The organism is Micromonospora sp. NBC_00617 (assembly GCF_045161355.1).
Lineage (GTDB): Bacteria > Actinomycetota > Actinomycetes > Mycobacteriales > Micromonosporaceae > Micromonospora.
The window spans coordinates 1,915,639-1,933,650 of sequence record NZ_CP107751.1; the positions used below are offsets into that span (position 1 = coordinate 1,915,639).

Here is an 18,012-nt window from a genome sequence, read left to right on the forward strand (position 1 = left end):
GAGGGACACCACCATGGCGAGCGAGATCAACTACGACGGGGTGACCGTCACCGAGCTGTACGAGGCGTTCACCAAGCACGGCATCCCGGCCTCGGACGCCAGCGTGCTCGTCTCCTCCTGGATCTACGAGAACGTGGGCACCGCGAAGCGGGTGTTCAGCTACGCCGAGCCGTTCCCGGCGGTGGAGCCGGGCTGCGCGCCACCACCGTTCGCCCGCACCTTCGCGCACAGCGACTGGGTCGACGGCGAGGACGTCGTCCAGGCCGGGCAGACCCCCGGCGAGCAGGGCTTCAACGAACGGTTCCACCGCATCGAGCACGACCTCGACCACCTCGGCACCGACCTGGCCAAGGCGTTCTCCTGCATGGCAGCGATGCGGGTGAGCCTGCGCCACCTGCTCGACGAGATCCGCGCCGAGATCAACCGCCTGCACTCCACGGTGCACGAGACCAAGGTCAGCCCCGGCCCGTACCAGATCGAGCAGATCCCCAACTACATCGGCACGCTCGACTTCGGCCGGTACATGGGCACCACGATGTTCATGGACAAGAAGGTCAGCATCTGGCAGACCAAGGCCGGCACGATCGTGCTACCCGCCGTCGAGACCCTCGGCGTGGACGTGGTCGCCGGCCCGAAGGTCCGGGGCGCCGCCTACCTCGACCGGTACGCCGTCGAGAACGCCGACGTCCGGCAGCGCTTCCCGCGCGAGGTGAAGGTGGTGGAGTTCATCCGTACCTTCGGTGAGGACCAGGTGGCCGACGGCCGGACGATCCGCGACGTGCTCAAGGTGCTGCCGGCGGACAGCAGCTACCCGAGCGTGGACGCGATGGTCGTCGAGGTCAGCGAACGGGAGGCGGCCATCGTCCGGACCACGGCGGGCGCCCAGTCGGCGGTCTCCGCCGCGCTGGGTATCGATGCGGAACTGGAGAACGTCGCCGACGCTGACATCGCCATGCTCGCCGGGGTGCCCACCAAGGCCCGCGCGGCGCTGACCCGCGCCGGGATCAGCACGCTCGGCAAGCTGGCCGAGGCGCCAGCCGAGCGGGTGCTCGGAATCATGAAGGAGGCCGGGGTACGCGCCGACGTCGGCGACGCCGCCGAGTGGACCGGCTACGCCCGGACGCTGAGCAAGCTGCGCTGAACGGCCGGCCGTCGCTCCGGCGAACGGCTGATCCCCGCCGTTCGCCGGGTCGGTGTGACGACACTGCGCTGGCGTGCCGACCGCCCACACCCGAGCGTGGAACTCCCACACCGGTGTTCGGGTGCGAAGGGCGCAGGGATGGCAGTTCACGAGGTGACGCAGGACCTCCACTCCGGGGCGCAGGAGGCCGGTGCGGCGCGACCAACCCGGTACACGCTGCGTCTGCTCGGCGGGTTCGGGCTGGAACGCGACGGCCGGTCCGTCGTGGTGCCGCAGGGCGCGCGTCGGCTGCTCGCCTACCTCGGCGTACGCCAGCGGTGCGCCCGCTGGGAGGCTGCCGGCACCCTCTGGCCCGGCTCGCACGAGGAGCGGGCCCGCGCCAACCTGCGCACCATGCTCTGGCGGCTGCACCGGGTCACCCCCGAGCCCCTCGTCGAGGAGGACGACCGGCTGTCCCTGGCCGCCGGTGTGACCAGCGACGTCGCCACGCTGGGCGCGGCGTCCGCGGCGCTGCTGGCCGGCGGGGCGCCGGCGGGTGTCGGCGCGGGGGCGCCGGCGCTGGCGACGGGCGAACTGCTGCCCGGGTGGTACGACGACTGGGTGCTGACCGAGCGGGAGCGGCTGCGCCAGACCCAGCTGTACGCGCTGGAGGCGCTCGCCGAACGGCTCACCGCGCAGGGTCGCTTCAGCGAGGCGGTACAGGTGGCGTTGACCGCCGTGCAGTTGGAACCGTTGCGGGAGAGCGCCACCCGCGTGCTGATCGCCGTGCACCTGGCCGAACGCAACATCAACGAGGCGGTACGCCGGCTGGAGCTGTTCCGTTCCGACCTGGGCCGGGAGTTGGGTGTCGCCCCGACCTCCTGGCTGGAGCACCTGGTGCGCGAGGGCCTGCGCCGGGACGGGTCCGCGCCCAGGTCGGCGGTCGGCGGCGCTGCCCAGGCGTGACCCGCCGGGGCAGCGTCGCGGGCGCGCGCCAGCTCAGCTCAGCGTGAGTGGGCCGGCCGGTCGAGGATGGCGCTGAACCGCTCCTCGGCAAGGTCGAGCTGGCCGAAGATGTGGGCCTTCACCGCCGGGGAGAGCGGGGTGTCCGGACGGCCGATCAGATCCCGGAAGAGCGGCACCAGCGGCCGGTACTTGCGGGCCGACGAGACGACCTTCGGCCCGACGGTGTGGATCACCCCGACGCCGTTGTCGGTGAAGTCCGACACCTTGATCACCCGCGCCCAGGGTTCCCGGTCCAGGCTGACCGCCAGGTGCTCCCGGTACTGGTCGTTGCGGTCACGCTGCGGGTCGTACACCGGATTGGTGACGGCGGCGACCAGGGTGGCCACCCGCGGCCCGAACCGCGCGGCGAGCGTGGCCAGCGCCGCGGCGGTCGGGTCGCCGCCGCCCTCGGCCAGCTCGGCCGGGTGGTCCTCCACCGCGTCGTGCAGCAGGCCGGCGACGATCACGTCCACGTCGCGGACCTGGTAGTGGTGCATGAGCCGGATGGCGACCCGGAGCAGGTGGTTGAGGTACGGCTCGCGGACCCGCCGGTCGTCGCGGTGCAGCTCGGAGGCGAGGTCGAGCGCCGCGGACAGGCGGGCGCGTTCGCCGTCGTCGAAGCGCTGGACCTCCAGCCGGAAGCGCTCCAGCAGGCCCGGTTCGCCGTGGATCTCGGTGATCGCGTGCATCGGCATGCTGCCCAGGTGCGGCGGGAAGTCCATGCGTCACTTATAGCCGATCTTCCCCCCATCGATGGGCCCGTGCGTCGTTGACCCGACCACGGCGAGTCGTCACAGCGGCAGCCGGTCGGCGCCGGCGAGCGGGCCCACCAGGAGCGGGAGCAGCGTCGCCGGCAGGACCGGGTCGCGGCGCAGGGTGGGTGTCCAGCCGGCGTCGGCGCCCAGGTCGGGCTCGTGCGCCGCGTTGTACGCCGCCAGCAGGTCGACCGGCCGGGCCGGGCCGACGCCCTGGCGCACCCAGGAGCCCCGCTCGGTGAGCGCGGTGCCGCCCCAGTCGTAGAGCAGGTCGGCCGGGTCGACGCCCGCGTCGAGAAAGAAGAAGTTGTTCTGCGCGTAGATCGCCGACTGCACACCGACGCCCAGGGCGTACTGGAAGCCGTCGCCGCCCAGCCGGTAGAGGTTGTTGTAGACGTCGACCTGACCGAACCGCACCCGCGGCAGCCGTTGCAGGACGCCGTCGAAGAGGTTGTGGTGCAGGGTGACCTTCAGCCGACCCACGTCCGGGCCGACGGTGTTGGACGAGCCGATCAGCATCAGCTTGTCCCGTCCGGTGAAGCGGTTCCAGGAGGCGGTGACTGCGCTGGCGGTGTGCGTGATGTCCAGCGACCCGTCGTGCACCTGGTACGGCCGGCCGAAGTAGCTCGGCTGGGCGCTGTCCGGGTTGTCGCCGTCGGTGAACGTGTTGTGGTCGACCCAGACATGCTCGCTGCGGCGTACCGAGATCTGGTCGTACTGGCTGTTCCAGTTGCCGGTGTCGCCGTCGGTGGGCGACCACGCGGGGAAGCAGTCTCGGGCGTCGACGAAGGTCAGGTTGCGCACGATGACGTTGGACGCCCGGTCGATCATGAGGGTGAGACCGGTCAGCCGGGCGCCGCGCAGGCCGACGATAGTGGTGTTCGGCCCGACGTTGATCTGGGTCTGGCGGGTCTGGTTCGCCACCGAGCGCACCCGCGCCTCCTCCAGCGGCCCGGCCGGCGCCACCCGACCCCAGACCGCCGGGTCGTACGCGGCCAGGTAGGCATCCAGCCGGTACGCCGGGTCGGCCAGGTCGGCACAGCTCAGCGGCGTGCCCGCGGGCCCGGTGAAGCCGTCGACAGCACCGTCCACGAAGATCAGTTTCGGAGTGGCGTCGGTGGCGTTGCTGGCGTTGTCACCGCCGAGGGCGTCGACCAGTTCCGCCCGATCGTGAACCACCCGCGTCCGCTCGGGCGCCGCGGTCGAACCGCCGGTGGTGCCGGTGCCGTCGGCCGCCCAGCCGTCGCGCTCGGGCAGGGCCTGCCGACCGAGGTGACGGGCCGGCCAGGAGAGCCGGTCGGCGGCGGAAGTGTCGGGGTGGGGAGCGGCGGCGGCCGGTGTGGCACCGACCAGGACGGCGATCACCGTCGCCCCGATGAGGGGTGCGCGCATTGATTTTTCCATTCGCTGGTGGTGGTTCGGCATTCACCAGGAACGGTAGGTTCGCGGTTTTGTATCGGTCAATATAAATTGTTTGCAGGAATGTTGCAGTCGTGCCTGCGGCTAGCGTGCGGCCTCGTCCCGCGCGGGTCGCACGTGCCGGAACGCGACCAGCAGAGCGGTGACGACGCCAGTCACCAGCAGGATTCGCACCGTGGTGAACAGCACCGCGTCGCCCGTGGAGTGGGGCGGGAAGATGTCCTTGGCGAGCCAGCCGACCCCCAGCCCCAGCCCCAGGCAGGCGTGCATCGCGGCCCGCAGGCGGGGGAGCGGCTGCGGGCGGCCGAGGATCCGGGGTGCCACGGTGCCACCGCGGCTCATGGCGAGCAGCACGGCGGCGACGACCAGGTTGGCCACGCCGACCGCGACGGCCAGGGCCAGGTCGACTGTTCCCATGGGACGCACGTTATCGCACGGACAGTCGCTCCGAGGGCCGTCTCTCCTGACGTCGGGTGTTTGCCCCGAGTGCCGGAGCAGGGGCGGGCACTGACCCGTCGCCTCCTTTGCTCTGCTTCAACCCAGGCAACACCTGCGGGGCAAAAGTGTTGCCTCGGTTGAAGCAGAGCAAAGGACAACCGGAGCACCCTCGCCACCGCAGGGCGCCACCACTACGCCAGGTCCGCGCGGTACGCCGGCACGGCCCACGGCACGCCCTGCTCGCTGGGCAGCGCGCCCTGCTCGGCCGCCCGACGCAGTACCGCGACCACGCCACGGATCCGCAACACCCGCTCGTCACCGTCGCCCACCACGTCGACCAGCTCCCCGTCGAGCAGTCGGGGCTCGGGTGCGGCCCGCAACGCGTCCAGCAGGGCGGTGAACGGCGCGGTACGGGCCAGCGGAGCGATCAGCGGCACTGCGGCCGGGTCGACGCGGTGGGCGAGCAGGTTCTCCAGCAGGCCCCGTCGACCGGGGACGCGGCGGGTCACCACGTCACCGGGCAGGCGCAACCGGTCCGTCGGGTACTCCAGCACGGCCTGTCCCGTTGTGCCGGTCACCACCACCTCGCCCGCCACGAACTCCTCGGATGCCAGGGTGACCGCCGCCAGCACCGGTGGGCCGGCGCGGAACCGCACCCGCAGCACCGCCGTGTCCTCCACCTCGATCGGCCGCACCCGGTAGCGCTCCACCTCGATGGCGACCGGCCACGGTGGCGCCCCGCCCAGCGCCTCGGCGACGGCCAGGCACTGCATCACCGCGTGCGCGAACGGGTTGGCCAACGCGCCGTCCAGCACCGGCCGGCCGTCCACGCTGCGGCGGCCGGCCCACGGGGAGCGGGTGTAGTAGGCGTCCGGCCGTTGCCACGTCGCGACGGTCGCGATGCCGGTGACCGCGCCGAGGCGGCCGGCGGCCAGCCCGTCGGTCAGCGCGGTCAGCGCCGCCGAACCGAGCGCCTGGAAACCGACCTGGGCCACCCGGCCGGTCGCCGCCAGCGCGTCGGTCAGCTCGTCATGCTCGGCCAGCGACAGCACCGGCGGCTTCTCCAACAGCAGGTCCGCGCCGGCCTCCAGGGCGTCGCGGGCGATCGGCAGGTGCGTGTGCGGCGGCGTGCAGATCACCACCACCTCGGGTCGGGCGACGGCGAGCATCGCCCGGTGGTCGGTGAACACCCCGACCCCGATCGGCACCGGCGCCTCCCGCTCGTCGCGCACCGGTTGGACGTCGACCAGGGCGACCAGCCGCAGCCGGCCGTCGGCGTGCAGCGGCGCGATCACCCGCCGGTGCCAGTGGCCGTGCCCGTTCGCCCCGATCACCGCCACCGTCGGCGGCGGCACCGACCCGTTCACGAGACGCCGGCCGAGACTGTCGAGGTCCCCGGGGCGCCGGCCCGCGCGGCACCGCTCACCGGGCGCCGGCCAGGGTCGCCTCGACGCCGTGTCGACCGAGCGCGGTGAGCCAGGCAATCACCTCGGCGCGTACCTCGTCGTCCTCGGCCACCTCGGCCGGGATGACCTCGCGCAGCGCGAAGACGGCGTCCACCGCGCCGGCCGGGCTCTGCGCGCCGGCGTCCAGGGCGGCCCGGATCGGCCCCGCGAGGGGGTCCTGCAACGGCAGCGGTCCGCCGTCGTCGGCGTACCCCAGGGCGAAGCGCAACCAGGACGCCACGACCAGCGCGCCCCAGCGCGCGGACCGGCCGGCCGCGCGCAGGTCGGCGATGGTGTGCAGGATGCGCTGCGGCAGCTTCTGTGAGCCGTCCACCGCGACCTGGAGGGTGCGGTGCCGGATCGCCGGGTTGGCGAACCGGGCGAGAACCTGCTCGCCGTAGTCGACCACGCGCACCCCGTCCGGCGGCGTGAAGCTGGCCGCGACGTCCTCGGCGATCAGCCGGCGCAGCACGTCGGTCAGGTGCGGGATCTCCAGGGCGTCGGCGATGGTCTCCCGGCCGGCCAGCGCGCCGAGGTACGCCACTGCCGAGTGCACGCCGTTGAGGGTGCGCAGCTTCAGCCGCTCCCACGGGCCGGCGTCGTCGGTGAGCACCGCCCCCGCGTGCTCCCAGCCGGGCCGGCCGCCGGGGAAGTCGTCCTCGATCACCCACTGCGCGTACGGTTCGGCGGCCACCGCGGCCAGGTCGGTCACGCCGAGCGCCCGGCGGGCCGCGTCGATGGTCTCCGGGGTGCTGGCCGGCACGATGCGGTCCACCATGGTGCCGGGGCAGGTCACGTTGGCGACCACCCAGTCGACGAGCCCGGCGGGCACCCCGGCGGCCCGCTCGACCGCCTGGTCGACCAGACCGCGCAGCCGCCGGCCGTTGGCCGGCAGGTTGTCGCAGCTCACCAGCGCCAGCGGGCCGGCGTCGGCGGCGGCGCGGGCGGCCAGCCCGCGCAGCAGCAGCCCCGGCACGGTCGTCGGGGCCTGATGACCGGCGAGGTCCGCGGTGAGCGCGGCGTCCGGGGACAGTCGGCCGGTCACCGGATCGAGCTGGTACGCCTTCTCGGTGACGGTGAGCGTCACGACGCGGACCGCCGGGTCGGCGAGCAAGGCCACCACGGCGTCCGGGTCGCTGGGAGCATGTCGTACGCCGCTGAGCGCGCCCACCACCCGGGTGGCGGTGCCGGCGGCGGAGAGGGCGCTGACGCTGAACAGGTTGTCCTGGGCGGCGAGCGCCTCGACCACTGCGGTGCTGCGCGGGGCGACGGCCACGATGCCCCAGTCGCCGCCGGCCGCGCCGACCGCCGCCTCGGTGTAGACGGCCTGGTGCGCCCGGTGGAACGCGCCCAACCCCAGGTGTACGACGCCCGTCGGCACGGTGCCCGGCCGGACGAGGGGACGGGACTCGACGGGCAGGTGGCGCAGCACCCCCAGGCCGAGGCGGGACGCGCCGACGGTCACCGCCATGCCGGACCGTCCGGGAAGCGGAACTCGGCGATCGACGCCGGTTTCATGGTGGCGCTGTAACCGGGGCGCTCGGGCAGCAGGTAGCGACCGCCGCGGGTGCGTACCGGGTCGGCGAAGTGCTCGTGCAGGTGGTCGACGTACTCGATCATCCGACCGTCCAGGGCGGTGCCCACCCGCAGGTAGTCGAAGATCGCCAGGTGCTGGACGTACTCGCAGAGGCCGACGCCGCCGGCGTGCGGGCAGACCGGCACCCCGAACTTCGCCGCCAGCAGCAGCTCGGCCAGGACCTCGTTGACGCCGCCGACCCGGCACGCGTCGATCTGCATCACGCCGATCGCCTCGGCCTGGAGCAGCTGTTTGAAGATCACCCGGTTGGCGGCGACCTCACCGGTGGCCACCCGGCACCGGCCGCCGGTCAGCTCGTCGACGGCGCGGGCGATCCGGGCGTGCCCGAGGATGTCGTCGGCGTGGGTCGGCTCCTCGATCCAGTACGGGTCCACCTCGGCGAGGGCGGTCATTGCCGTGATCGCCTCGTCGACGTCCCACACCTGGTTGGCGTCCATCATCAGCAGCGCGTCCGGGCCGATCTCGGAGCGGATGATCCGGGCCCGGCGCAGGTCGTCGACGAGCGGGCCGCCCACCTTCATCTTCATCGCCCGCCACCCGTCGTCGTACGCCTGCCGGGTCAACGCCCGCACCTTGTCGTCGGGGTAGCCGAGCCAACCGACCGAGGTGGTATAGGAAGGGAAACCACTCTGCTTGAGTTCCGCGAGCCGGCCATCGGATCCGATCAATCCCTTGTCGAGGATGGCGGCGGCGTCGTCGGGGGTGAGCGCGTCGGTGATGTGCGTGAAGTCGACGCTGGCGACCAGCTCGTCGGTGGGCAGCTCGGCGAGGAACCGCCACATCGGCTTGCCGGCGATCCTGGCCCGCAGGTCCCAGACGGCGTTGACGAGCGCGCCGGTCGCCATGTGGATGACGCCCTTCTCCGGCCCCAGCCAGCGCAACTGCACGTCGGCGCTGAGCGAACGCCAGAACGCCACGGGCTCGGCGGTGATCTCCTCGACCGTCCGCCCCTCGACGTGGTGGGCCAGCGCCCGCACCGCCGCGCAGGTGATCTCGTTGCCCCGGCCGTTGGTGAAGGTGAACCCCGCGCCGACCGGCCCGGCGTCGGTGCCCAGCTCGACGTACGTCGCCGAGTAGTCGCCCCGGTTGATCGCGTCGGATCCGTCGCCCCGCGCGGCGGTCGGGAACCGCACGTCGTGCACCTCGACGGACGTGATGGTGACACTCACTGGTCAACCCCTTCGAAGTTGAAGACCCGCTTGGGCAGCCGGTACGCCAGGTCGACGATCGTCTCGGCGGCCTCGTCCAGCGGCAGCCGCTGCTCGGCGACCAGCCGGGCCAGGAAGCCGGCGTCGACCCGGCGGGCCACGTCGTGGCGTACCGGGATGGAGCAGAACGCCCGGGTGTCGTCGACGAACCCGGTGGTGTTGTAGAAGCCGGCGCTCTCGGTGACCGTCTCCCGGAACCGGCGCAGCACCTCGGGGGAGTCCAGGAACCACCAGGGCGCGCCGAGCAGCAGCGCGGCGTAGCCACCCGCGAGGGGCGCGAGCTCGCGGGTGAAGGTGTCCTCGTCGAGCGTGTAGAGCACCACCCGCAGCCGGGGGTCGTTGCCGTGGCGCTCCAGCAGCGGGGCGAGCGCGTGCACGTACTCGGTGGCCTGCGGCACGTCACCGCCCACGTCGCGGCCGTGCCGGTCGTACAGCCAGCGGTTGTGGTTGCGCACCGCGCCGGGGTGCAGCTGCATGACCAGGCCGTCGTCGAGCGACATCCGGGCGAACTCCATGAGCATGTGCGCCCGGAACGCCTCCGCGTCCGCCGCGTCGGCCGCGCCGCGCAGGCCCCGGTCATACAGGCGGGCGGCCTCGGCCGGGGTCAGGTCCAGGGTGCGGGCGGTGGGGTGGCCGTGGTCCGAGGAGGTCGCTCCGGCCGCGATGAACGCGGCCCGCCGGGCCCGCAGCGCGGCCAGATAACCGGTGTACGTGCCGGTGTCCTCGCCGGTCAGCGCGCCGAGGCGTGCCACGTTGGACGGCCAGCCCTCGTACTCCATGTCCACCACGTCGTCCGGGCGGAACGTGGTGACCACCCGGCCGCCCGGCCCGCCCCACCCGTCGGCGGCGAGCTTGGCGTGCTGCGCGAGGTCGTTCAGCGGCGACTCGGTGGTCGCGAGCACCTCGATTCCGAACCGCTCGAACAGCGCCCGGGGCCGGAAGTCCGGCTCGGCGAGCCGGGCCGCGATCTCGTCGTAGACGGTGTCGGCGGTGGCTGGGCGCAGCGGGGTGCGCACCCCGAACACGGTGCGGAAGGTCTGCTCCAGCCAGAGCCGCGACGGGGTTCCCCGGAACAGGTGCCAGTGGGCGGTGAAGCGCCGCCAGATCACCCGGCCGTCGGTCTCGGTCGGGCTGCCGTCGCGGGTCGGCACGCCCAGGTCCGACGGGGGGACGCCCTGGCTGAGCAGCATCCTCGTCAGGTAGTGGTCGGGCACGATGAGCAGCCGCGCCGGGTCGGGAAAGGGCTGGTCCTGCGCGAGCAGGGTCGGGTCGACGTGCCCGTGCGGCGAGATGATCGGCTGCTGCGCCGCGAGGGCGTACAGCTCTCGGGCGATCGCGCGCTGCCCGGGGTCGGCGGGCAGGAGCAGGTCGGTGTGGTCGGACGTCGGCACGGGGTCGGGCTCCTCGTCTCCTGGATCAGCGGGGGGTGAGCAGATCGGCGACCCGGACCGGTTGCCCGGTCTCGAAGGACCGGTTGGCGGCCAGGCCGGTGAGCAGGGCCAGCGCGCCGTCGTCGGCTGTCGCGGCGCGGCCCAGCGGATCGGGTTGGCCGCCCAGGAGCACCGCGGTCATCCGGGCGTCCGCGCCGCCGTGCCCGTGGCGGGTACGACCCTCGACGGGGATCTGCCGGGGCGGTTCCCAGAACGGGCGCAGGGTGAGCGTCGCGCCGCCCCCTTCGGCCGGCGCCTCGACGCCGTGCAGCGCGGCGCCCTTGACCGCGCCCGCCGTGCCCCGGTCGACGAAGTCGTTCTCGGTCACCTCCAGTTCGAGGCGCCCCCGGCTGCCGTTGACCATCACCCGGTAACCCTCCCAGGGGGCGTATGCCGTGAGGTGGTACGTCATCGTGGCGCCGGTGGAGTAGCGGGCGAGCACGGCCATGTCGTCCTCGATGCTCACGCCCGGGGCGAACACGTTGCGGTCGCGCTGGTAGCCGTCCTCGGCTTCGGCGTCGAGGTACAGCTCACGCAGCCGGGGGTGGGCGTCCAGCCGCAGCGCGAACGGGTCGTCGACGGCGGCGGGGGAGCCGTACGCCCGCTCGTAGTCGCGGGCGTAGCCGTGCCGGCGACCGTCCTCGCCGTAGAAGAACAGGCGGCCGGCGGCGTACACCTCGACCGGGGTGGCCCCCAGCCACCAGTTGACCAGGTCGAAGTGGTGGCTGGCCTTGTGCACCATCAGCCCGCCGGAGGTGGCCTTGTCGCGGTGCCAGCGCCGGAAGTAGTCGGCGCCGTGCCGCACGTCGAGCAGCCACTCGAAGTGCACCGAGCCGATCTCACCGACGGCGCCGTCGGCGAGCAGGCGGCGGACCTGCTCGTGCAGCGGGTTGTAGCGGTAGTTGAAGGCGACGGTCACCCGGCCGCCGGTCTCGGTCACCGCGTCCAGGATGCGCCGGCAGCGGGCGGCGTCGACGGTCATCGGCTTCTCGGTGACGACGTTCCGGCCGGCGCGCAGCGCGGCCACCACGTACTCGTCGTGGGTGACGTCCACACTGGTCACCAGCACGACGTCGACCCGCTCGGAGTCCAGCATGGCCGCGAACTCACCGGCCGGGTACGTCGGCACCGGGCGGTGACCCAGCTCGGCGAGCCAGCGGTTGTGCGCGTCCATCCGGGCCTGGTTGACGTCGGCGAAGGCGACCAGCTCGGTGGTGTCGGCGTGGTCGAGCACCAGGGCCCGGGCGAACATCTCGGCCCGTGCGCCGGTGCCCACGACGGCGTAGCGGACTCGCCCGTCGGATCTCGGTGACATGCGATCGCCCCCAGGTGATCCCTGCAAAGGTTTGCAGTGAAGTAACCACGATCGATGCGATGGTGTCAACGGCGACGACGCAATCGGCGATAAATGTCCGTGTATGCGGCGTTGTAGGTCACCACGTGGAGCGTTGGCGCAACAGAACCGCAACCATTGACCGTTGACACTGGCGCAACCGTTTGCATTAATTGGCGGCACCCACGTGACCGTCGCCACATCGGACGAAGGGCCCGCCGTGCCAGTCACCATCCGGGACGTCGCCCGCGCCTCCGGGGTGCACATCTCCACCGTGTCCCGCACCTTCTCGGCCCCGCACCTGGTCAACCCCGAGACCCGGGTCCGGGTGCTGGCCTGCGCGGAGGACCTGGGCTACCGGCCGAACCGCGCCGCCCGGGCCCTGATCACCGGGCGGACGCACAACATCGGCCTGATCATCGCGGACATCGCGAACCCGTTCTTCCCGCCGCTGATCAAGGCGGCGGAGAGCCAGGCCCGCCATCGCGACTACCACGTCTTCGTGGCCGACACCAACGAGGACCCGACCGCCGAGGAGGAGCTGGTCCACGCGCTCGCCAAGCAGGTCGACGGGGTGCTGCTGTGCAGTCCGCGGATGAGCAACAGCCTGATCGAGCAGCTCAGCCGGGAGGTGCCGTTGGTGGTGGTGAACCGCCAGGTGACCGGCTTGCCCTGCGTCCTGATGGACGTCGGGCAGGGTGCCCGGGCGGCGATCGAGCACCTGATCGGTCTCGGTCACCGCGGCATCGCGCTGCTCGGCGGCCCACGCAGCTCGTGGACCAACCGGGAGATGCGCCGCGCCGCCACCACGGCCGCCCGCAGCGGCGGCGCGGAGCTGACCGTGCTCGGCCCCAACGCGCCCACCGAGACCGGCGGCCTCGCCGTCGCCGACCAGGTGCGGCGCAGTGGCGTGACGGCCGTGCTCGCCTACAACGACCTGATGGCGATCGGCCTCATCGAGGGGCTGGACGCGCTCGGGGTCCGGGTGCCACAGGAGGTGAGCGTCGTCGGGGTCGACGACATCACCCTGAGCCGGCTCACCCGCCCCAAACTGACGACGGTGGCCACACCCACCGGGGCCGCCGGCCGGACGGCCGTCGACATGCTGCTGCAACAGGACATCGAGTCACCGCGCGGCGCGCGGAGCCCCGGTGCCGGCACGGCGCTCGGCGTCCGTCGTACCACCGCACAGGTAATGCTCCAGACCGACCTGGTCATCCGCGACTCGACCGGCCCGGGCCCGCACGCCCGACCGGCACGTCCCCTGGCCGCGCCGCCTGGCCCGGACCCGCATTGCCCTGCGGGCCCGGGCGACCCGACCGCGGCCACCGGTGACGCCGTCGCCTCCTAATGCCGAGGAGTGAGCGCACATGCACCCCGCAACGCCCCCCACCACTGACACGCCCGTCGGGCGCCATCACGGTACCCCGGTGCCCCGGCGGCGACTCCTGCGCGGCCTGCTCGCCGCGACCGTCGCCGCGCCGCTGATGTTCGGCGCCGCAGCCTGCGGAGACGACGACGGCGCCGCCGACCCGAACGCCCCGGTCAAGCTCTCGATCTTCTGGTGGGGCGGCGACGCCCGCGCCAAGCTGACCGAGGACGCCCTGGCCCTCTACACCAGGAAGCACCCGAACGTGACCTTCGAGAAGACCTGGCAGGCCAACCAGGGCTACTTCGACAAGCTCGCCACGCTCACCGCCGGCGGCAACCCGCCGGACCTGTTCCAGATCGACGACAACTACCTCGCCGAGTACGCGGCCCGCAGCACCACGCTCGACCTGAAGAGCTACCAGGACTCCGGCAAGCTCGACGTCACCAAGTTCCCCAAGAGCCTGCTGGAGTACGGCGTGGTCGGCGGCAAGCTCGCCGGGGTGGCCGCCGGGGAGAACACCCAGGGACTGGTCTACAACAAGACCCTGCTGACCAAGCACAACCTGCCCGAGCCCACCACCGGGATGACCTGGGAGCAGCACATCGCCTGGGCCGCCCAGGTGTCGGAGAAGACCGGTGTGCCTGGCACGCAGGACCCGAGCGCCGACTACAAGGCGTACTGGATCTGGCTGCGCCAGCAGGGCAAGGACCTCTACCAGGGCAACGAGCTGGGCTTCGCGGCCGAGGACGTGACCGCGTGGTTCGACCTGTGGAAGGGCGCCCGGGACCGCAAGGCCACTCCGACCGCCGACGTCATCCACGAGGGCAACTCCAGCGACGTCACCAAGCAGTTGGTGGTCACCGGCAAGGCCGGCACCAGTTGGGTCTGGGCCAACCAGATGCCCGACCTGAAGAAGAACACCAAGGACGAGCTGGGGGTCGTCGCCTATCCCGGTGACCCCAGCGCGCAGTGGGCCCGGGCCTCCATGTACTGGTCGGTGTTCAAGGGCAGCAAGAACAAGGACGTCGCGGTCGACGTGATCGACTTCCTGAACAACGACCAGGAGGCGGTCAAGCTGCTCGGCACCGACCGCGGCCTGCCGTCCAACCTGGACCTGCGCCGGGTGGTCAGCGACGACACCACCGACCCGGCGATGAAGCAGTCCATCGTGGTCGAGACCGAGCTGGCGCAGAAGTTCGGCCAGTCCCCGCAGGTGCCGATCAAGGGACACAGCAAGGTCAAGTCCGAGCTGGTCAAGGCCGCCGAGAACGTGCAGTACGGCCGGGCCACCTCCGCGCAGGCCGCCGCCCAGTTCGTCGAGGCGTGCAAGTCCGCCATCGCCTGACCGCCGCACCAGGCGAGGAGAGGAGCTGTTCGTGGCGTTGACCACGGCGCCCGACCCGACCCGACGCGGCCCCGGATCCGACCGGGCCCACGCCGACAGGCGTGGGCCCGGCAGCATCCGGCACAGCGAAGGTCTGGCGGGGTACGTCTTCCTGTCGCCGTGGCTCATCGGCCTGATGGGTGTCACGGCGGTCCCCATGCTGCTGTCGCTCTACCTGAGCTTCACCAACTACGACATCCTCACCCCGTTCTCCGAGGTGCGGTGGGTGGGGTTGGCCAACTACGAGCGGATGTTCACCGCCGACCCGTCGTACTGGCACGCGGTGCGGGTCACCCTGACGTTCGCGCTGGTCGCGGTGCCGCTGAAGCTGGCCGCCGCGCTCGGCGTGGCGTTGCTGCTCAACCGTGCCTGGCGCGGTGTCGGGCTGTTCCGTGGGCTGTTCTACCTGCCGTCGCTGCTCGGCGGCAGCGTCGCGCTGGCCATCGTCTGGGTCAACATGTTCAACCGCGACGGCGCGTTCAACTCGCTGCTGAGCCTCGTCGGCATCACCGGCAGGCCGTGGGTCAACGACCCCGACTGGGCCCTCGAAACGCTGATGGTGCTCGCGATCTGGCAGTTCGGCGCACCGATGGTGATCTTCCTGGCCGGGCTCAAGCAGGTGCCCACCGAGCTGTACGAGGCCGCCTCGGTCGACGGCGCCGGCAGATTCCGCCAGTTCCGCAACGTCACGCTGCCGATGCTCTCCCCGGTCATCTTCTTCAACCTGGTGCTGGAGACGATCAACGGCTTCCAGGGCTTCACCGCCGCGTTCGTGCTCAGCAACGGCACCGGCGGCCCGGTCGACTCCACCCTCATGTACACGCTGAACCTCTACATCACCGGCTTCACCGACCTCAACATGGGCTACGCCTCGGCGATGGCCTGGGTGTTCCTGCTCGCCATCGCGGTCATCACCGCGATCTTGTTCAGCACCGGACGGTTCTGGGTGCACTACTCCGACGGGGAGGACCGGTGATGGTGGCGGTGAATCCGGCGGCCGCAGCGCCGACCACAGCGCCGCCGACCGCACGTCGACGGCCCAGCGGCCGGTCCCTGCTGCGGCTGCTGATCCTCGTGGTGATCGTCGCCGTGGTGCTCTATCCGCTGATCTGGATGGTGGGCACGTCGGTGAAGTCCCAGGAGGAGATCGTCAACAACGTCGGGCTGCTGCCCGAGCGGTTCACCCCGGGCAACTACACCGCCGGGTGGTCCAACTTCGACGTCACCTTCGGCCGGTTCTTCCTCAACAGCGCGATGGTCAGCCTGCTCACCGTCGTCGGCAACGGGCTCTCCTGCCTGCTGGCCGCGTACGCCTTCGCCCGGCTGCGGTTCCGGCTGCGCGGCATGTGGTTCGCCGTCATGATCGGCACGCTGCTGCTGCCCGGGCACGTGCTGATCGTGCCGCAGTACATCCTGTTCCGGACCCTGGGACTGGTCGGCGGCGAGTGGCCGTACCTGCCGCTGATCATCCCGCAGTTCCTGGCCACCGAGGCGTTCTTCGTCTTCCTCATGGTGCAGTTCATGCGCGGCGTCCCGCGCGAGCTGGACGAGGCGGCCCGGATCGACGGCGCCGGCCCGTACGGCATCTTCCGGCACATCATCCTGCCGCTGAGCCGTCCCGCGCTGGTCACCACCGCGATCTTCTCGTTCATCTGGACCTGGAACGACTTCTTCCGCCAGTTGGTCTTCCTGTCCCAGCTCCAGGACTACACCGTGCCGGTCGCGCTGACCCTGTTCATCGACTCGACCAGTCAGAGCGCGGTCGGGCCGATGTTCGCCATGTCGGTGCTGTCGCTGCTGCCGGTCTTCCTGTTCTTCGTCGCGTTCCAGCGGATGCTCGTCGAGGGGATCAACACCAGTGGCATCAAGGGCTGAACCGGTCGACGCCGTCGGGCGGCGGGACTGGCGGGACGTCGCCCGTGACGCCGCCGACCTCGCGCTGCTCGGCATCCTGCTGACCCTGGCGGCGGCGCCGGTGCTCACCGCCGCCGCGGCCGTCGGCACGGCCAGCGCGGCCGTGCACGACTGGACGCGTACCGGCAGCTGGCCGTCGGCGCGGGACACCGCGCGCCGGTTCGGCCGCGCGGTGCTGCCCGGCGTGCCGGTCAGTCTTCTCGCGCTCGTCGTGGCCGGGCTGCTCGCCGCCGACCTGGCGGCGCTGGCCGCCGGCCGGGTGCCGGGCGGCCCGCCGGCGCTGGCGGTGACCGCGCTGGTCGCGGCCGGTCTGGCCGGGTACGCCGGGCTGGTCGTCGTCGAGGTGGGCGGCGACGGGGGCGGGCGGTGGCGGGTCGCGGCCCGCTGGGCCGCCCGCGCCTGCCTCGACGCGCCGACCCGCTGGGCCGCGCTCACCGGGGTGACCGCGCTGGCCGGGCTGCTCGCCGTCCTGGTCACGCCGGTCGCGGTGCCGATCCTCGTCGGCTACACCGTGGCCGCCCTACACGCCGTCGCCGGCCGCCGGCCGGCTCGCGTCGGTGTCGGCGGCGGCCGGCCGGTCCCGGCTGGCGTCGCCGGGCCCCGGCCGAGTCCCGCCCCGCCGGAGCTGCCGTGAGCGCCGACCCGGCCGCCGTCGGCGGTGACGCGGCGGCCCGCACCGGCCCCGACCCGGTCGAGACGGCCGCCGAGGAGCCGGTGCGGCTGCTGGTCGGCGGGACGGAGGTGGCCCGGTACGTGGTGGACCCGGCGCTGGACGCGCGGCACGGGCCCCGGCCGTACCTGCACCCGGTACGCACCCTCGGCGGCACGGTGGTCACCGACGCGCTCCCCGCCGACCACGGGTGGCACCTCGGCGCGTCCCTCGCCGTGCCGGACGTCAACGGCACCAACCTCTGGGGCGGGCGCACCTACGTGCGCGACGTCGGCTACACGTGGCGTGACGACCACGGACGGATCGCGCACACCGGCTGGTCGCAGCGGTCCGCGGACCGACTGGCCCACCGGCTGCAATGGCGCGACCCGAAAGGGGCGGTGCTGCTCGACGAGCGCCGCCACCTCGCCGCCGTCGGCCTGACCGGCCAGGGGCCGGCGGGGGAGCTGCCGGCCTGGCGGCTGGAGCTGGACTACACGCTCAGTGCCCCCGCCGGGCAGGACGTGCGGCTGGGCAGCCCGGCCACCAACGGTCGCCCCGGCGGGGCCGGCTACGGCGGGTTCTTCTGGCGGGCGGTCTCGGCCGAGCCCGCCAGAGTGTTCAGCGCCAGCGCGACGGGGGAGCAGGCCGTCAACGGTTCCGCCGAGCCGTGGGTCGCCCTCGTCGGCGCCGGGCCGGACGGTCGGGCGTACACCCTGGTCTTCGATGGTCTCGGCGACGGCGACCGATGGTTCCTGCGGACCGCCATGTACCCGGGGGTGGGGGTGGCCTTCGCGTTCGCGCAACCGGTGACCATCGCGGCCGGCGCGACGCGGCGCGGCCGACACCGGGTGGTCGTCGCCGACGGTGCCCTGGACGTCGCCACCGCCGGGGCCCTGGTCCGCTCGTCCGGGGGTCACACCGTTCGGTAGGAGACCCCTGG

At 72.5% G+C, this 18,012-nt stretch carries 16 protein-coding genes; 8 read left to right on the plus strand and 8 right to left on the minus strand.

Features of this window, described 5'->3' with window-relative positions:
• Nucleotides 1-13: 13 nt before the first annotated feature.
• A complete protein-coding gene (locus tag OG505_RS08600; RefSeq protein ID WP_405432337.1) occupies nucleotides 14-1,141 on the plus strand; it encodes a hypothetical protein in 1,128 nt (375 codons plus the stop codon).
• A gap of 138 nt (nucleotides 1,142-1,279) precedes the next feature.
• The gene (locus tag OG505_RS08605) at nucleotides 1,280-2,086 is read left to right on the plus strand and encodes a BTAD domain-containing putative transcriptional regulator (protein ID WP_405432340.1); all 807 of its coding nucleotides are present in this window, start codon (nucleotides 1,280-1,282) and stop codon (nucleotides 2,084-2,086) included.
• Between the two features lie 38 nt (nucleotides 2,087-2,124).
• On the opposite strand, the gene OG505_RS08610 is transcribed toward OG505_RS08605, so the two are convergent.
• The 8 genes from OG505_RS08610 to OG505_RS08645 form a co-directional block, all read right to left on the minus strand.
• Nucleotides 2,125-2,847 (minus strand): HD domain-containing protein, encoded by a 723-nt coding sequence (locus OG505_RS08610; RefSeq protein ID WP_405432342.1) that lies wholly within the window; start codon nucleotides 2,845-2,847, stop codon nucleotides 2,125-2,127.
• 69 nt (nucleotides 2,848-2,916) lie between these two features.
• Complete coding sequence (locus OG505_RS08615) at nucleotides 2,917-4,272, minus strand: polysaccharide lyase family 1 protein (protein ID WP_405432345.1); 1,356 nt, start codon at nucleotides 4,270-4,272, stop codon at nucleotides 2,917-2,919.
• 111 nt (nucleotides 4,273-4,383) lie between these two features.
• Entirely contained in the window at nucleotides 4,384-4,716 is a 333-nt protein-coding gene (locus tag OG505_RS08620) for a hypothetical protein (RefSeq protein ID WP_405432347.1), read from the minus strand.
• 212 nt (nucleotides 4,717-4,928) lie between these two features.
• Nucleotides 4,929-6,104 carry a Gfo/Idh/MocA family protein gene (locus OG505_RS08625; RefSeq protein ID WP_405432350.1) on the minus strand — a complete coding sequence of 392 codons (1,176 nt, stop codon included), beginning with the start codon at nucleotides 6,102-6,104 and terminating at the stop codon, nucleotides 4,929-4,931.
• A gap of 55 nt (nucleotides 6,105-6,159) precedes the next feature.
• The gene (locus OG505_RS08630; RefSeq protein ID WP_405432352.1) at nucleotides 6,160-7,653 is read right to left on the minus strand and encodes a mannitol dehydrogenase family protein; all 1,494 of its coding nucleotides are present in this window, start codon (nucleotides 7,651-7,653) and stop codon (nucleotides 6,160-6,162) included.
• Nucleotides 7,644-8,948: an enolase C-terminal domain-like protein gene (locus OG505_RS08635; RefSeq protein ID WP_405432354.1), complete on the minus strand. Its 1,305-nt coding sequence runs from the start codon at nucleotides 8,946-8,948 to the stop codon at nucleotides 7,644-7,646. The genes OG505_RS08630 and OG505_RS08635 overlap by 10 nt, the downstream gene beginning before the upstream one ends.
• Nucleotides 8,945-10,378, minus strand: coding sequence for a glucuronate isomerase (gene uxaC / locus OG505_RS08640; RefSeq protein WP_405432357.1), 1,434 nt, complete (start codon nucleotides 10,376-10,378; stop codon nucleotides 8,945-8,947). Before uxaC ends, OG505_RS08635 begins: the two co-directional genes overlap by 4 nt.
• A gap of 25 nt (nucleotides 10,379-10,403) precedes the next feature.
• Nucleotides 10,404-11,732: a Gfo/Idh/MocA family protein gene (locus OG505_RS08645; protein ID WP_405432359.1), complete on the minus strand. Its 1,329-nt coding sequence runs from the start codon at nucleotides 11,730-11,732 to the stop codon at nucleotides 10,404-10,406.
• Between the two features lie 238 nt (nucleotides 11,733-11,970).
• Between OG505_RS08645 and OG505_RS08650 the strand changes: the two genes are divergently transcribed.
• From OG505_RS08650 to OG505_RS08675, 6 genes are read left to right on the plus strand one after another with little or no spacing between them, the layout of a single operon-like run.
• Nucleotides 11,971-13,101 (plus strand): LacI family DNA-binding transcriptional regulator, encoded by a 1,131-nt coding sequence (locus OG505_RS08650; protein WP_405432361.1) that lies wholly within the window; start codon nucleotides 11,971-11,973, stop codon nucleotides 13,099-13,101.
• Between the two features lie 19 nt (nucleotides 13,102-13,120).
• Nucleotides 13,121-14,467 carry an ABC transporter substrate-binding protein gene (locus OG505_RS08655; RefSeq protein WP_405432363.1) on the plus strand — a complete coding sequence of 449 codons (1,347 nt, stop codon included), beginning with the start codon at nucleotides 13,121-13,123 and terminating at the stop codon, nucleotides 14,465-14,467.
• A 31-nt stretch (nucleotides 14,468-14,498) separates the two neighbouring features.
• Nucleotides 14,499-15,482, plus strand: a complete 984-nt coding sequence (locus OG505_RS08660; protein ID WP_405432365.1) for a carbohydrate ABC transporter permease — start codon at nucleotides 14,499-14,501, stop codon at nucleotides 15,480-15,482.
• Nucleotides 15,482-16,381, plus strand: a complete 900-nt coding sequence (locus OG505_RS08665; protein WP_405434432.1) for a carbohydrate ABC transporter permease — start codon at nucleotides 15,482-15,484, stop codon at nucleotides 16,379-16,381. Before OG505_RS08660 ends, OG505_RS08665 begins: the two co-directional genes overlap by 1 nt.
• Nucleotides 16,365-17,054: a hypothetical protein gene (locus tag OG505_RS08670; protein ID WP_405432367.1), complete on the plus strand. Its 690-nt coding sequence runs from the start codon at nucleotides 16,365-16,367 to the stop codon at nucleotides 17,052-17,054. Before OG505_RS08665 ends, OG505_RS08670 begins: the two co-directional genes overlap by 17 nt.
• Nucleotides 17,051-18,001 carry a PmoA family protein gene (locus tag OG505_RS08675; protein WP_405432369.1) on the plus strand — a complete coding sequence of 317 codons (951 nt, stop codon included), beginning with the start codon at nucleotides 17,051-17,053 and terminating at the stop codon, nucleotides 17,999-18,001. The genes OG505_RS08670 and OG505_RS08675 overlap by 4 nt, the downstream gene beginning before the upstream one ends.
• The last annotated feature ends 11 nt before the right edge of the window (nucleotides 18,002-18,012 follow it).

Excerpts from the sequence above, each read along its gene's own strand:
- OG505_RS08630 (WP_405432352.1), bottom strand. The coding sequence starts at position 7,653 with ATGGCGGTGACCGTCGGCGCGTCCCGCCTCGGCCTGGGGGTGCTGCGC.
- OG505_RS08645 (WP_405432359.1), bottom strand. The coding sequence starts at position 11,732 with ATGTCACCGAGATCCGACGGGCGAGTCCGCTACGCCGTCGTGGGCACC.
- OG505_RS08600 (WP_405432337.1), top strand. The coding sequence starts at position 14 with ATGGCGAGCGAGATCAACTACGACGGGGTGACCGTCACCGAGCTGTAC.
- OG505_RS08615 (WP_405432345.1), bottom strand. The coding sequence starts at position 4,272 with ATGCGCGCACCCCTCATCGGGGCGACGGTGATCGCCGTCCTGGTCGGT.
- OG505_RS08610 (WP_405432342.1), bottom strand. The coding sequence starts at position 2,847 with ATGGACTTCCCGCCGCACCTGGGCAGCATGCCGATGCACGCGATCACC.
- OG505_RS08655 (WP_405432363.1), top strand. The coding sequence starts at position 13,121 with ATGCACCCCGCAACGCCCCCCACCACTGACACGCCCGTCGGGCGCCAT.
- OG505_RS08665 (WP_405434432.1), top strand. The coding sequence starts at position 15,482 with ATGGTGGCGGTGAATCCGGCGGCCGCAGCGCCGACCACAGCGCCGCCG.
- OG505_RS08620 (WP_405432347.1), bottom strand. The coding sequence starts at position 4,716 with ATGGGAACAGTCGACCTGGCCCTGGCCGTCGCGGTCGGCGTGGCCAAC.
- OG505_RS08605 (WP_405432340.1), top strand. The coding sequence starts at position 1,280 with ATGGCAGTTCACGAGGTGACGCAGGACCTCCACTCCGGGGCGCAGGAG.